This is a genomic window from Microlunatus speluncae, assembly GCF_009299835.1.
Classification (GTDB): Bacteria; Actinomycetota; Actinomycetes; order Propionibacteriales; family Propionibacteriaceae; genus Microlunatus; species Microlunatus speluncae.
The window spans coordinates 31,526-45,141 of sequence record NZ_VKCZ01000013.1; the positions used below are offsets into that span (position 1 = coordinate 31,526).

Annotated in this window: 14 protein-coding genes and 1 riboswitch; of the genes, 4 read left to right on the forward strand and 10 right to left on the reverse strand. The window is 70.0% G+C overall.

The genetic code is table 11. The features are described 5' to 3' along the window. Positions 1–11: 11 nt before the first annotated feature. Positions 12–809 carry a class I SAM-dependent methyltransferase gene (locus FNH24_RS16380; RefSeq protein ID WP_152363287.1) on the forward strand — a complete coding sequence of 266 codons (798 nt, stop codon included), beginning with the start codon at positions 12–14 and terminating at the stop codon, positions 807–809. Here FNH24_RS16380 and FNH24_RS16385 read toward each other — a convergent pair whose 3' ends face one another. Both FNH24_RS16385 and FNH24_RS16390 read right to left on the reverse strand, forming a co-directional pair. After that, entirely contained in the window at positions 810–1,973 is a 1,164-nt protein-coding gene (locus FNH24_RS16385) for an AAA family ATPase (protein ID WP_152363288.1), read from the reverse strand. 36 nt (positions 1,974–2,009) lie between these two features. After that, positions 2,010–2,552 (reverse strand): GNAT family N-acetyltransferase, encoded by a 543-nt coding sequence (locus tag FNH24_RS16390; RefSeq protein WP_152363289.1) that lies wholly within the window; start codon positions 2,550–2,552, stop codon positions 2,010–2,012. Positions 2,553–2,646: 94 nt separating this feature from the next. Between FNH24_RS16390 and ispF the strand changes: the two genes are divergently transcribed. Continuing rightward, a complete protein-coding gene (gene ispF, locus FNH24_RS16395; RefSeq protein ID WP_217428272.1) occupies positions 2,647–3,120 on the forward strand; it encodes a 2-C-methyl-D-erythritol 2,4-cyclodiphosphate synthase in 474 nt (157 codons plus the stop codon). Here ispF and FNH24_RS16400 read toward each other — a convergent pair. Further along, the gene (locus tag FNH24_RS16400) at positions 3,089–4,201 is read right to left on the reverse strand and encodes a hypothetical protein (RefSeq protein ID WP_152363291.1); all 1,113 of its coding nucleotides are present in this window, start codon (positions 4,199–4,201) and stop codon (positions 3,089–3,091) included. The two genes, ispF and FNH24_RS16400, sit on opposite strands and share 32 nt — an antisense overlap. A 134-nt stretch (positions 4,202–4,335) precedes the next feature. After that, a riboswitch (guanidine-III (ykkC-III) riboswitch) is annotated at positions 4,336–4,397 on the forward strand. Positions 4,398–4,407: 10 nt separating this feature from the next. Between FNH24_RS16400 and FNH24_RS16405 the strand changes: the two genes are divergently transcribed. Then, entirely contained in the window at positions 4,408–4,722 is a 315-nt protein-coding gene (locus FNH24_RS16405) for a DMT family transporter (protein ID WP_152363292.1), read from the forward strand. A gap of 24 nt (positions 4,723–4,746) precedes the next feature. Here the strand turns inward: FNH24_RS16405 and FNH24_RS16410 are convergent, their stop codons facing one another. From FNH24_RS16410 to FNH24_RS16430, 5 genes are all read right to left on the reverse strand, one after another. Continuing rightward, the gene (locus tag FNH24_RS16410) at positions 4,747–5,175 is read right to left on the reverse strand and encodes a CBS domain-containing protein (protein ID WP_152363293.1); all 429 of its coding nucleotides are present in this window, start codon (positions 5,173–5,175) and stop codon (positions 4,747–4,749) included. 84 nt (positions 5,176–5,259) lie between these two features. Then, entirely contained in the window at positions 5,260–6,021 is a 762-nt protein-coding gene (locus tag FNH24_RS16415; protein WP_152363294.1) for a hypothetical protein, read from the reverse strand. Continuing rightward, on the reverse strand, positions 6,018–6,884 hold the full coding sequence (locus tag FNH24_RS16420; RefSeq protein ID WP_152363295.1) for a carbohydrate ABC transporter permease: 867 nt from the start codon (positions 6,882–6,884) through the stop codon (positions 6,018–6,020). Before FNH24_RS16420 ends, FNH24_RS16415 begins: the two co-directional genes overlap by 4 nt. Continuing rightward, positions 6,881–7,816 (reverse strand): carbohydrate ABC transporter permease, encoded by a 936-nt coding sequence (locus FNH24_RS16425; protein ID WP_152363296.1) that lies wholly within the window; start codon positions 7,814–7,816, stop codon positions 6,881–6,883. Before FNH24_RS16425 ends, FNH24_RS16420 begins: the two co-directional genes overlap by 4 nt. Continuing rightward, positions 7,813–9,126, reverse strand: coding sequence for an ABC transporter substrate-binding protein (locus FNH24_RS16430; protein WP_152363297.1), 1,314 nt, complete (start codon positions 9,124–9,126; stop codon positions 7,813–7,815). The genes FNH24_RS16425 and FNH24_RS16430 overlap by 4 nt, the downstream gene beginning before the upstream one ends. Positions 9,127–9,259: 133 nt before the next feature. On the opposite strand from FNH24_RS16430, the gene FNH24_RS16435 reads away from it, so the two are divergent. After that, on the forward strand, positions 9,260–10,063 hold the full coding sequence (locus FNH24_RS16435; RefSeq protein ID WP_152363298.1) for an SDR family NAD(P)-dependent oxidoreductase: 804 nt from the start codon (positions 9,260–9,262) through the stop codon (positions 10,061–10,063). A gap of 643 nt (positions 10,064–10,706) precedes the next feature. Here the strand turns inward: FNH24_RS16435 and FNH24_RS16440 are convergent. Together FNH24_RS16440 and FNH24_RS16445 are read right to left on the reverse strand one after the other, a co-directional pair. Continuing rightward, the gene (locus FNH24_RS16440) at positions 10,707–12,758 is read right to left on the reverse strand and encodes a beta-galactosidase (RefSeq protein WP_152363299.1); all 2,052 of its coding nucleotides are present in this window, start codon (positions 12,756–12,758) and stop codon (positions 10,707–10,709) included. After that, positions 12,755–13,549 carry a sugar phosphate isomerase/epimerase family protein gene (locus FNH24_RS16445; protein ID WP_152363300.1) on the reverse strand — a complete coding sequence of 265 codons (795 nt, stop codon included), beginning with the start codon at positions 13,547–13,549 and terminating at the stop codon, positions 12,755–12,757. The genes FNH24_RS16440 and FNH24_RS16445 overlap by 4 nt, the downstream gene beginning before the upstream one ends. Between the last annotated feature and the right edge of the window lie 67 nt (positions 13,550–13,616).

The window sequence follows — 13,616 nt, forward strand, 5'->3', positions numbered from 1 at the left end:
AGGGTGGCCGGATGCGATCAGACGCCGACCGGGAGCGACTCCGCCAGACCTTCGCGACAGCGGGCGAGCGGTACGACCGGGTCCGGCCGGGCTACCCGCCCGCGATCCTCGATCGGCTGGCCGAGCTGGCCGCCCTCTCCCCCGGTGATCGGGTGCTGGAGATCGGCTGCGGCACCGGACAGTTGACCCGGTCGCTGCTGGAACGCGGCTATGCGGTGACCGCGGTCGAGTTGTCGGCCGAGCTCGCGGCCCTGACCCGGAGCAACCTGCCCGAGGTCGAAGTGATCACCGGCGCCTTCGAGAGTTGGCCGTTGCCGGCCGAGCCGTTCGCGGCGGTGGTCGCGGCGACGTCGTTCCACTGGATCGACCCGGCGATCCGGTTCGCCAGGACGGCGGCGGCGCTGCGGCCCAGCGGATCCCTGGCGATCATCAACACCGGCCACGTCGAGGGCGGCAGCAGCCGGTTCTTCATCGACGCACAGCGCTGCTACGAGCGGTGGCAGCCGGAGAACACCCGGCCGGGGTTCCGGCTGACCCCGGCGGCGGCGGTCGCCGATGACTTCGACCTGACTCCCGGCGGCTTCTTCGAGCCGGTCGGCACCGGCCGCAGCGTACGCGAGATTCCTTACCACACAGAGGAATACCTCGATCTGCTGCTGACGTATTCGGATCATCTGGCCACGCCCGACGAGCAGCGGAACGGGCTGCTCGGCTGCATCCGATCGCTGATCGATGATCATTACGACGGTCGGGTGACGAAGGCCTATCTGTTTCAGTTGGCCGTGGGCCGGGTCACCGGTCGAGCCTGATCACCGGCTCGGCCAGTTCCAGGCCGGCCGGTCCAGCCGGCCCTGGCCGTTGATCACGGTCTCACCGAATTCCTTGATCAACTCGATCCGGACCAGGTCGTCGGCCTCGGCCCGCTCGATCCGCTGCACCAGGTCGGCCGCGTGGCTGACGATGATCACCTGCGTCGACCGGGCCGCCGCCACGATCAGTCGGGCCAGGCTCGGATAGAGGTCGGGATGCAGGCTGGACTCCGGCTCGTTCAGCACCAGCAGCTCCGGTGGCCGCGGCGTCAGCAGGGCGGCGACCAGGATGAGATAGCGCAGCGTGCCGTCGGACAACTCGGCGGCGGTCAGCGGCCGCAGCATCCCCGGCTGCCGCAGCCGCAGCGACAGGCCGGCGCCGCTGTCGCCGAACTCCAGCTCTGACCCGTCGAACGCCTCGGCGATCGTCCGCGCCAGCTGGGCCGCGTCGCCGATCTCCTCGATCGTGGCCAGCGCCGCCGCGACATCGGAGCCGTCGTGGGCCAGGATCGGCGTCCGGGTGGCGATCCGCTCGGCCCGCGCCGGGGCCCCCGGGTCGGTCCGGAGCTGGTCGTAGCAGCGCCAGTCGCGCAGCCGCTCGCGGAGCGCGCCGATCTCCGGCGACGCCCCGGCGAGCTCGGCCAGCACCGAATCCGATCCGCCCAGTGACGAGGACAGTTGGGCCCAGGAGCGGCCTTCCCGAGTCCGCGCCAGCCCGCCGGCCCGGTCGATCAACGTCGCCGCCGGCCGGAGCAGCGGACCGGACCAGATCGCCTCGGCCTTGATCCGCGGGTCCAGCGGAAACCGGCCCGCCTCCGCCGGCGTCGGCAGGCCGAGATCGACCGCGTACCCGAAGCCGTCGCCGGAAACGCCGAGCCGCAGCCGGACCGGGCCGGTGCGCCGCGTGCCCTGGATCGGCGCCCGGCCCCCGCGCATCGTTGCGCTGACCGTCTCCGGGCCCGCCCAGCGCACCGAGTCGAGCCCACCGGCGCGGGCCAGGCTGCCGATCAGCTCCCCGCGGCCGGCGTCGGCCAACAGCCGGATCGCCCGGTACAGATTGGATTTCCCCGTGCCGTTCGCGCCGGTGATCACGGTCAGATTGCCGAAGCCGATCACCACATCGCGCAGCGAGCGATAACCCTGGACAGCGAGGGTCTTGATCATCCGGGCATCATGCCAGCGGCGACCGACAGGCCCGGCTCACGGGCTGGTCGACACCCAGTAGCGCCGCTTGCCGGACCGGGAGTCCTCGTACACCCCGCCGTTGTGTTCGATCACCTTGGCCGAGGCGAGGTTGTCCTCGTCGCAGGTGACGAGGGCCGAGTCGATGCCGAGTTCGTACGCCAGCGGCAGCGCGGCCTTGAGCATCGCCGTCGCGTGGCCGCGCCGCCGGGCCGAGGGGCGGACGTCGTAGCCGATGTGGCCGCCGACCTCGAGCAGCTTCGGCGTCAGCCGGTGCCGGATCGCCAGCCGGCCCAGATAGTCGTCGCCGTCGACGTACCAGAGCGTCGTCCCCGGCACGTAGCCGGCGGGTCGCGGCGCCTCCTCCTCGGCGTCCGCCAGCAACGTCGCCACGAAGCCGGCGAAAGCGGCCGGATCGGACCAGCGGTCGGCATGACCGCGGATCTCGCTGCCGACCATGGAGAGGTCGTCCGCCGCCCCGCGCCCCTCGGCCCGGAACTCCTCCATCGCCGCGACGAACGACCGGTGTACCCGCTCCAGCGGGCGAATCAGCTCTGGCACGCGCCCATTGTGGTCCGTCCGACCAGCCCTCGCACCGGATTTCCGAGTTCACCGCCCCACTCTCCCGGTCGGCGGCGGGGTTTAGGGTCGGGTGGTGCGGATCGGGCTCGGGTATGACATCCATCGGTTGGTGTCGGGGTGTCGGTTGGTGCTGGGCGGGGTGGAGATCGGGGCCGAGGTCGGATTCGACACGCATTCCGACGGGGACGTCCTGTGCCACGCGCTGGTGGACGCGATGGCCGGGGCGTTGGCCGACGGGGATCTCGGGACGCACTATCCCGAGGACGATCCCGCGGCTGACGATGCGCGCAGCCTCGACTTCGTCGCCGAGTTCGCCGCGGTGGTGGCCGCGGCCGGCTACCGGGTCACGTCGGTCGACAGCTTCGTGGTGCTCGGGACGATCCGGCTCCGACCGCACCTGGACGCGATGAAGCTCAACCTCGCCGGGGCGCTCGGGATCGATCCCGGCCAGGTGTCGGTCAAGGCCCGGTCGAACGACGGGATCGGGCCGGAGGGCGAGGGCCGGGCGGCGAGCGCTACCGCGGCCGTCCTGCTGCAGCCCGCGTGACCCGGTCCTGCGCCAGCCGGTGCCCCAGGTAGCCGGCCACGGCCATGATCAACAACGGGCCCCAGATCGGGAACGGCAGCACCCAGGCGGTCAGCAGGCTGCGCGGAAACTCCTGCACCAGCTCGGTCATCGCCTTCGGCAGCATGGCCAGGAACGCGAGCCCGGCCAGCGTTCCGGGGACGACGGCCAGCAGGATCGGCACCCGGCGGTCACCGACGAACGGGAACCAGCGCGGGAAGGTCTCGCCCCAGCGGAGGATCAGCCCGAGCACCGCCACCCCGCCGAGGATCGAGGCGACGCCCAGGCTGGCGCCCCAGAGCCGGGTGCCGAGGTCGAGCCCGGTCGGACCGTCGAGCCCGCCGACGCCGAACAGCGGACCGTCCAGCGCGATGCCGGCCAGCCAGAGCAGCCGGATCACGGCGTACGGCAGGAAACAGCAGGCGGCGGCGATCGTGATCGGCCGCCGGTGCGCGGTGACCCAGCCCAACAGCCGGCTGAACGGAGCCGGGTTGATCGTGACCGCGAGCCAGAGCCAGGCGCAACAGACCGCCAGGGTGAGCAGCACGCCGAACACGATCGGGCCGCCGAACACCTTGGCCAGGTTGTCCAACAGTCGCTGCCAGGTCGCCGGATTCGCATATCCGGCAAGGATTCCGACGATCGCGACCGCTACCGTGATCAAGATCAACGGCAGCCGCAGCCAGCTGATCCTGATCAGGCCGACGACGAGCCCGACCAAGATCAACAGCGGTACGCAGACCGCGAGACCGTAGCCGATCGCCGACAGGGTGCCGTTGCCCTGGTACGCGGCGAACACGCCGATCCCGATCATCGCCGACGCGACCTGGCCGACCACGACCGGCAGCCGCGACAGCACCGCCACCAGCACCAGGCCGGCGATGCCGCCCAGCAGCAACGGCCATCCGGCCTGGTCGTTCGGCAGCAGGGCGCTGATCCGCAACTGGGCCAGGCCGACGAACGGGATCTGGGCCGGCGCCAGCAGCCACCAGCCGCCGACCGCGATCATGATCAACGCCCCGATTCCGGCCACCGGCCGGGCCGGACGTGTGGAAGAAGCCATGCCTCGACCCTCGCCCGGCCGGAGGGCTCGTCGCCTCACCCGACCGGGGGAAACCCGTTCCCGAGCGGGGTGAATCCCTGGCCGGCCGCCGACGGCGCGCGGATTTGATCGGGGTTCGGGGGTGTGAGAATCTGGAGGTGCCTGACTGGCACCGGACGAGGTGCGTCGTACCCGGCCAGCGACAAGACGACGCAAGAAAGCCTGTCATGTCGTGGATCATTCTGATCATCTCGGGAGTCCTCGAAGCCGTCTGGGCTACCGCACTCGGTAAATCCGAAGGCTTCTCCAAACCCATTCCGTCGATCACCTTCGTGGTCGGCCTGGTGCTGTCGATGATCGGCCTGGCCTTCGCAATGCGCGAACTGCCGACCGGCACCGCGTACGCCGTCTGGGTCGGCATCGGCGCGTCACTCACCGTCGGTTACGCCATGATCACCGGCACCGAGCCGTTCTCCGTGATCAAGCTGCTGCTGATCCTCGGCATCGTGGCCTGTGTGGTCGGCCTCAAGGTGCTGCACTGATCCGACCGCCGAGGCGGCACCGGGTCAGCCGTGGCTGATGTAGGCCTCGAGCTGCTCGGTGCTGTCCTCGAGCTCGCGCATCCGGACCTTGACCACGTCGCCGATGCTGACGATGCCGACCAGCCGGTCGTCCTTGAGCACCGGCAGGTGCCGGATCCGGCGCTCGGTCATGATCGAATTCAGCCGGTCCACGCCATCGTCCGGCCCGCAGCTGGCCACGTCGGTGGACATGATCTCCGACACCGGCCGGTCGAGCAGTTCGGCGCCCGCTTCGTGCAGCCGTCGGACCACGTCGCGCTCCGAAACGATGCCCACCATGCCCTCGGGTGCCAGCACCACCATCGCGCCGATGTTGTGCTCGGCCAGTCGGCCGAGCAGGTCGGCCACGGTCGCGGACGGCCTGATCGTGGCCACCACCGATCCCTTGCCCCGCAGAATGTCAGATACACGCATCGCCGGCCTCCTCGTGAGTGAGCTAGGTCACACAAGGCTACGACGGACGTGGCGTCGGCGGAACCCCGTCGGGCGGCCTGCCCGTCAGTCCCCGTCCTCGTCACCGGCCGGATCGGTCAGCAGGGCCGAGGCGACCGAGGCCAGAAGGGCCACCGGCAGCGGCACCAACCACCACAGCGGCGCATAGAGCGTCACCGCGAGCCAGTGCCCGATGGTGCCGACGGCGAGCGCTCCGATCGGCGGCAGCGGGTTTCGCGCGGTCGCCGCCAGGGCCGCCGGCCAGAGCCTCCGCAGCCGCAGGTCCGTCCGGCGCAGGCTCAGCGGCAGCGTGGTCACGACGGTCAGCAGGGTGATCAGCACGGCCGCACCGCAGAGCCCGTACGGGATCACGACCAGCGGCTGACCGGTCCGCTGCCAGACCTCGCGGGCGGCCAGCAACAGGGCCAGGAAGCCGACCGGCACCGCCGCCACCGCGACGCTGCGCCCGATCGCCCGCGGCGCCGACCGGAAGAGCTCGGCGATCGTGGGCTCCTCCCCCGCGACGGTACGGGCGGCCGCGCGCACCACCAGGCCGGCCGTCGGAGCGATCAGGACGAGGATCGCGACCAGGGTGAGCGGGCTCAGGCCGGGAGCCAGGATCATCGTCAGGGTCTGGGCCGCGCCGACCAGCGCGGTGCCGACGGCGAGGGCCGGCAGGGCGCGCCAGCCGCCGAAGACGGCCCGCCGCAGCAGCACCAGCAGCCGCGAATCGGCCGTCGCGGTGGCGCGGGCCCCTGCGGCGTCGGCCGGAGGCAACGATCGGGCCCGCCCTTCGACGGGCTCAGGGATCGAAGCTCCCGGGCTCATCCGCGGATGCCGACCGTGGCGATCGAGGAGACGAACTTGTTCTGGAAGATGATGAAGAAGATCAGCACCGGCAGGGTGACGACGGTGATCGCGGCGAAGATCACCGCCGCCGAGACGCCGCCGCGCACGTCGGAGAGCAGCACCAGGCCGACCGGCAGGGTCATGTTCTCCGGCGACGAGAGGAAGATCAGCGCGCCGAAGAAGTTGTTCCAGGACGCCTCGAAGGCCAGGATCGCCAGCGCCGCGATCGCCGGCGAGGACAGCGGCACGATCATCCGGAACAGGATCCACAGGTGGCCGGCACCGTCCACCCGGGCCGCCTCGTCCAGCTCCCGCGGGATCGAGTTGAAGTATTGGCGGAGGAAGAAGATCTGGAACACGTTGATCAAGGTCGGCAGCCAGAGCGCCGCGATGTCGTCGACCAGGGCCAGCCCGCGCATCAGCACGAAGACCGGGATGATCGTCAGCTGCACCGGGACCATCAGGGCGCTGAGCAGCACCAGCATCAGGCCGCGGCTGCCCCGGAACGGCAACCGGGAGAACCCGTACGCCGCCAGCACCGAGAACAACAGCGACAGGCTGATGCTCGCCGCCGCGACCAGCACCGAGTTCAGCACCATCCGGCCCAGCGGCACCAGGTCGTCGATCGCCTCGTAGTTGGCGGTGGAGAACGGGATCGGCAGCCAGTTCGGCGGCAGCGCGAAGGCGTGCGACGGCTCGGTCAGGCTGGTCACCACCAGCCAGATCAGCGGCGCGACCATGATCAGCCCGAGCAGGACCAGCAGCAGGCTGATCAGGGCCCGGCCGATCCGGCGCCGGGACCGGCCGGCGCTCGGAGCAGCGGTGGAGGCGGTGGTGGTCATGATTCGTACACCCAGCGTCGGGAGAGCCAGAACTGGAGCGCGGTGACCAGCATGATCACCACGAAGACGAGCAGCGCGATCGCCGAGGCGTAGCCGACCTGGAAGGCCTGGAAGCCCTGCTCGTAGAGATACATCACGATCGACTTGGTCGAGTTGTCCGGGCCGCCGTTGGTGATGATCTTCATCGGGTCGAAGATCTGGAAGGCTCCGATGAAGGTGATCACGGTGGCGAAGAACAGGGTCGGCGACATCATCGGCACGGTGACGTTCCAGAACACCTGCCAGCGGGTGGCACCGTCGACCCGGGCCGCCTCGGTCAGCTGGGCCGGCACGGTCTGCAGCCCGGCCAGCATGATCACGAAGGTGTAGCCGATGGTGTGCCAGAAGTCGATGCCGATGATCCCGGGCAGGGCCCAGGCCGGATCGACGAACCACAGCGGTGGCGTGATTCCGAGCTGGTTCAGGTAGTACGTCACGTAGCCGAACTCGGGGTCGAGCACGTAGCGCCAGAGCAGCGACACGGCGGCCCAGGAGATCAGGAACGGGAAGAAGATCGCGGCGCGGAAGAAGCCGGAGACGAGTCTGTTCATCTGCCGGTTGGCCAGCAGCGCCAGCAGCAGGCCGCCGATGATGTGGGTCACCACCGAGGCGAAGGCGAACAGGAAGGTGGTGCCGAACGCCCGCCACACCATCGGATCGCCGAACAGCTGGGCGTAGTTGCCGCCGCCGGCAAACGTGGCCGGCGTGATCAGATCCCAGTTGAAGAAGCTGTAGCCGATCGCCACGACGAACGGGCCGGCTATGAAGATCAGGAACCAGAGCAGGGCCGGGCTGACGAAGACCCAGCCGAGCCAGCGACTCCGGCCTCGCCCACCGCGGGCGGCGGGACGGACCTCGGTCGTGGCTCGGGCGGCCGAGCCGATCGCGGTCACAGCAACCCCCGCAGTCGCTCGTTGGCGCTCTTGAGCCCGTCGACGACGTCCCGGGTGCCGCTGACGACGCTCAGCCAGGCTTCCTCGATGATCGTCTGCGCCTCCGGCCCGCGGTTGGGTGACGGGATCGGCGTCGCGTACTCCATCGATTCGAAGAACAGCTTGCTGCCCTCCGGCGCGTTCTCCAGATATTCGGCACTGGTCGCGCCGGACAGTCGCGGCGGCACGCTCGAGCCGGTGGCGAAGAAGCTGTTGCACTGCCGGGAGACCAGGAACTTGATGAAGGTCCAGGCCTGCTCCTTCTTCCGCGACTCCTTCATGATCGGGAAGGCGTCCCAGCCGACCGGCGTGCCGCGGCCGACCCGCTGGGGCCAGGGCAGGATCCGCAGCGACTTGATGATGTCCAGGTCCTGGAGCTGGCTGAGCACCCAGCGACCGGCCGGCAGACAGGCCAGTTTGCCCCGGGCCAGCTGGGTCGGGGCGTCGAACTCGCCACCGGGCTTGGGGCTGAGGCCGTCGTCGATCAGCGCCTTGGCGAACCGCGCGGCCTCGATCGCCGGCTCACTGTCGAAGGTCGGCACGGTCCAGTCCCCGTTGAACGTCGACGCGCCGTTGGTGGTCAGCCAGGGCATCACGCTGACGAAGTAGGCCTCGGACACCGGCACCAGGAAGGCGTCCAGCCGATCCCGCAGGGCGATGCCGGCGGCCCGGAAGTCGTCCCAGGTCCAGTCGTCGTCCGGCGGCTCGAGACCGGCCTTGCGGAAGGTGTCGAGGTTGACGTAGAGCGCCATCGTGTTGAAGCCGCCGGGCATGAAGTAGGTGGTCGTGCCTTCGGCCGAGCCGTAGCGCAGGTTGTATTCCTTCAGCGACGGATTGAGATCGGCGAAGAAGTCGTCGATCTCCGCCTTGTCCCGCTCGATGTAGGGATCGAGCGGTTCCAGCAATCCCTTGCTGGCAAAGATCCGCTGGCCCTCGGTCGCGATGTCGACCACGTCCGGCGAGAGGCCGCCGGCGATCCGGGTGGTGATCGCGTTGGCGAAGGCCGCCCAGTTGTCGGCCGGCACGTTGGACGCCTTGAGTTTGATCTCCGGATGGATCTGATTGAAGTCGGCGAACAGCTTCTGATAGCGGGGCAGCGACTGCGCGTCCCCGTAGTACATGAACTGGACCTCGTCGCCACCCGGACCGCCCGGCGAGCAGGCGGTCAATCCGGTGCCGGCCGCGGCTCCGCCGAGCAGCCCGAGGGCACGCCGGCGGGTGATCGATGGTCGGTTGGTGGTGAAGCCGGTCGTCCGCGTCACGGGGGACACCGCCGATCCTTCCCTTCCGAGTTCCTGCACTGGCTTCTTGATCAACTTCAGCCATCGAATCAGCTGAAATCGATTTCGTCAAGGTTTCGGAGGTATGGGCTCACATTTCGTCGTCCCGCGGCGTCTGCCGGGTATGGATCTCCAACTGACCGACAAGATCATCATCGTCACCGGCGCCTCGAAGGGCATCGGCCTGGCCACCGTCGCCCGCCTGGTCGACGAAGGCGCCCGGGTCGTCGCCGTGTCCCGCAGCCGCAACGCCGACCTGGACCGGCTCGGACCCCGCGTCACCCACGTGGCCGCAGATCTGGCCCAGCCGGACGGACCGGCCGAGGTCGTCGCCGCCGCGGAACGTGAGTACGGCCGGATCGACGCCGTGATCAACAACGCCGGCGGCCCGCCGCCGGGGACCAGCATGCCCGTCTTCGGCTTCCTTGATCGAACCGATGCCGACTGGCTGGGCATGATCGAATTCAACCTGCTCTCGGTGGTCCGGCTGTGCCGGGACGCGATCCCGATCATGCTCCGCGGTGGCGGCGGGGCGATCGTCAACGTGGCCTCGACCCATGCCGTGGTCCCGTCGGCGATCAACGTCGACTACGGGGCGGCCAAGGCGGCGATGCGGAACCTGACCCAGGCCCTGGCCGAGGAGTTCGGCCCGCAGGGCATCCGGGTCAACACCGTCACCCCCGGCCCGGTGCTCACCCCGTGGTGGACCGATCCCGGCGGCGCCGCCGACGTGCTCGCCGAGCAGACCGGGCAGTCGCGGGACACAGTGATCGACCAGCTCGCGCCGCAGTCGATGGCCCTGACCACCGGCCGCCTGGCCCGGCCCGAGGAGATCGCCGACTCGATCGCCCTCCTCTGCTCCCCCCGTTCCGGCAGCACCATCGGCGCCGAACTGGTGATCGACGGCGGCCTGGTCAAGACCGTCTGAGCCTCCGTCCCCTGCCCGGGTCCACCGATGATCTTGGATCTGTGGTGTGGCGACTTCGGTTCGGGCCGGGCGGCTGGCCGCGGCCGACCGGTCGGAGGGAGGGTGATCGTTCCCTGAGCCTGTCGAAGGGCCGGCCACCTGGGTGCCCCCGTCGGGTTGCGACCTGGCGGCCGGAAAGACGCGCCAAGGACGGGCGGGTCACGGCGGTCCATTGAGTCGTGCGGCCGGGCGCCGGTGTTGGGCGGCGAAAGTCGCCGGCTGGCCCCAAGCGACCGAACTCTGTCGGCTCAGGCCCACTCGCTGGGTGCACCTGGCTGGTTGTCGCGAAAGCTCTTCGTGCGGGACGTTTCCACGTGGCAATGGCCGGTTTCGCCCCGCACGAAGAGCTTTCGCGACACCACGACCGTCGAGTGGTCACTTTGGGCACAGTTTCGGCCTCGAGTGCCCAAACTGTCCGCTCGATGCCTGCCGACGGGCGAGTCATAGCGTTGCCTGGGAAAGACACCCACACCGGCGCCCGGCCGCAAAGTCCACCGACGGCCATGACCTGCCCGTCCTTGGCGCGCCTTTCCGGCCGTCAGGCCGAAACAGAGGCACCATCTGGCCTGCACTTCGACAGGCCTAGGGAACGAACCTGCCGGCGTCAGACATTCGTTTCCTTGATCACGACCACACCACCGGCCGGGACGGAGATGGTGCCGATATGGGGCTGGCCGGTCAGCAGGTCGAGGCCGGACGACGTCACGGTGCGTGCCGCGTCGGCGTGGTTGATCACGAACAGATAGCCCTGGTCACCGATGCGGCGTCGGACGACCTGAAGATCATCCTCGGCCTCGGCCACGGGGGCGGCGCCGGCCAGCGTGAGCAACTCGTCCACCAGCACCTGCAGGTGATCATCGGCCGGCCGGGTGGCGAGATAGGTGGCGCTGCCGGCGCCGACGGCGCGGCGGGTCAGGGCCGGGGTCCCGGCCAGCGGGCCGTCGGCGTATTCGGCGATCGCGGTCGCCCCGGTCAGGTGGACGTGCTCGGTCCAGGAGGACACACTCCAGCCGTTGTCCAGTCGCCGGGTTTCGCCCGCCAGCAAGGGATGCAGCTCCTCGCTGCGGACACCGAGCAGCTCCCGGTAGGCGCCCGGATAGCCGCCGGTGATCACCCGACCGGCCTGGTCCGTGATCCCGGAGAAGTACGTGATCAGGACGTGCGCGCCGGCCTCGGCGGCGGCGGTGAGCCGCTCGGCCAGGGTGTCGTAGGCCAGATACAGCATCGGCACGATGATCACCCGGTAGCCGGCCAGGTCGGCGTCCGGACCGATCACGTCGACCTGCCGGTGCCGCCGGGTGCAGAGCCGGTGCAGCGTGGTCGGCAGGTCGAGCGGATCGAGCTCGACGGTCGGCTTGCCCCAGGAGGTCAGCGCCCACTGCGATGCATAGTCGGTCAGGATCGCGACCGACGCCGGCTCGACCGTGCTGCCGCGCAGCTCGGCCAGGGCGCCCAGGTGCTCCCCCAGCCGGGTCACCTCGCGCCAGACCTTCGAGTCCGTGCCGGCGTGCGGCACCATCGCCGAGTGGAACTGCTCGGCCCCGGCGGTCGACTGCCGCCACTGGAAGAACATCGCGCCGTCGGCGCCGCGGGCGATGTGGGTCAGGCTGTCCCGCAGCAACTCGCCCGGCTCCTTGGCCCGGTTGCGCGGCTGCCAGTTCACCGCGCTGGTCGAGTGCTCCATCAACAGCCAGGGCCGGCCCCGGCCGACGCCGCGGGCCTGGTCGGCCGACATCGCCAGCGACCAGTGCCGGTCCGGGTCGGCCGCGGTCGTGTAGTGATCATTGGCGACCAGATCGACCTCCTGCGCCCAGGCGGCGTAGTCGACCGGCGCCATGGTCGGCTTGACCATGAAGTTGGTGGTGATCGGCACGTCCGGCGTCAGCCCGCGCAGCAGGTCCCGTTCGAACCGGTAGTGCTCGAGCAACTCGTCGGAGCTGAAGCGGTGGAAGTCCAGCACCAGGCCCGGGTTGTGGTGGCCGCTGATCGCCCGCGGCAGCGGCACTTCGGCGAACTCCCGGAAGTGGTGGCCCCAGAAGGCCGTTCCCCAAGCCTGGTTGAGCTTCTCGACGCTGCCGTACCGTCGCTCCAGCCAACCCTGGAAGGCCCGCTCGGATTCGTCGCAGTAGCAGCGCGCGTTCTCGTTGCCGATCTCGTTGCTGACGTGCCACAGCCCGAGCGCCGGATGATCACCGTACCGGCCGGCAAGAGCCTCGATGATCTTGGTCGCCCGGTCGCGGAAGACGGCCGAGCTGGGACACCAGCCGAGCCGGGCGCCGGGGCCGTTGCGCCGGCCGTGCGCGTCGACCGTCAGCACCTCCGGATAGCGACGCAGCAGCCACGTCGGCGGTCCGGCGGTCGGCGTCGCCAGGGCGGCCGCGATCCCGGCGCCGTGCAGCCCGTCCAGCACCCGGTCCAGCCAGCCGAACTCGAACCGGTCCTGGTCGACCTCGAGCAGCCCCCAGGCGAAGATGCCGAGGCTGACCGTGTTGACCCCGGCCTCGGTCATCAGCCGCAGATCCTCGGCCCAGACCTCCTCGGGCCACTGCTCCGGGTTGTAGTCGCCGCCGTAGAGCAGGCCGTCGGCCGGCCAGGGAAAGGACCGCGCGGCCGGAAGATCGGCAGCCGCGCTCTCGAAGCCGGGCCGGCCGGTCATGAAGCCGCGTCGAGCCAGGCCCAGGTCGCCGGCAGCGCCTCGGCCAGCGGAGCGAGCTCGGGATGCCACTTCCGCTCCCACTCCAGTGACTGGGCCCAGGACGGGTCCATCACGGCCATCAGCGAGGCGACCGGATAGTCACCGGTGCCCGGGAACACCGGCCGGAAACCGTCGCGCGAATCGGTGTCCTTGACCTGGACGTACGCGATCCAGGGCCGGAGCAGGTCGACGCTCTCGGCCGGGGATTCACCGGCCCGCCAGGAGTGGGCAGCGTCCCAGATCACCCGGACCGGATGATCGCCGAGCCGCTCGTCGACGGCGCGCATCAGCCGCGCCAGCCGGGCGCCGGCCGAATGGGAATCGTGCAGTTCGACGAAGATCGAGACGCCCAGCTCGCGGGCCAACTCGGCGCCAGGCTCGAGCCGATCCAGGGCCTTCAACTCGCCCGGCGTCAGCCCGCCGGCACCGTCGCGGTCGGGATCGCCCGGGAAGACCCGGACTCCGTCGGCGCCGAGATCGGCCGCCAACCGAAGGTGCGCGGCAAGATCATCGTCCATCTCCTCCTCGCCGCAGATCCGCACGTAGGAAGCCACTGTCAGCACATGCAGCCCCGCCGCCGCCAGCTCCTCCCGCATCGCCGCGCGATGATCACCGGCGAGGCCGGTATGCACCACTTCGTCGATCGCGGACCGCAGTTCCACTCCGCTGCACCCCGACTCGGCGGCCAGCGTGATCACCTCCGGCAGGGTCGCCCCGGAACACCCCAGCGTCGAAAACGCACGCATCGCCATGATCACGATCCTAGTACCGAGGCTGTCGGCCGCCGGGGCCGGCGTCCGGATTCGGGACGGCGGAGAA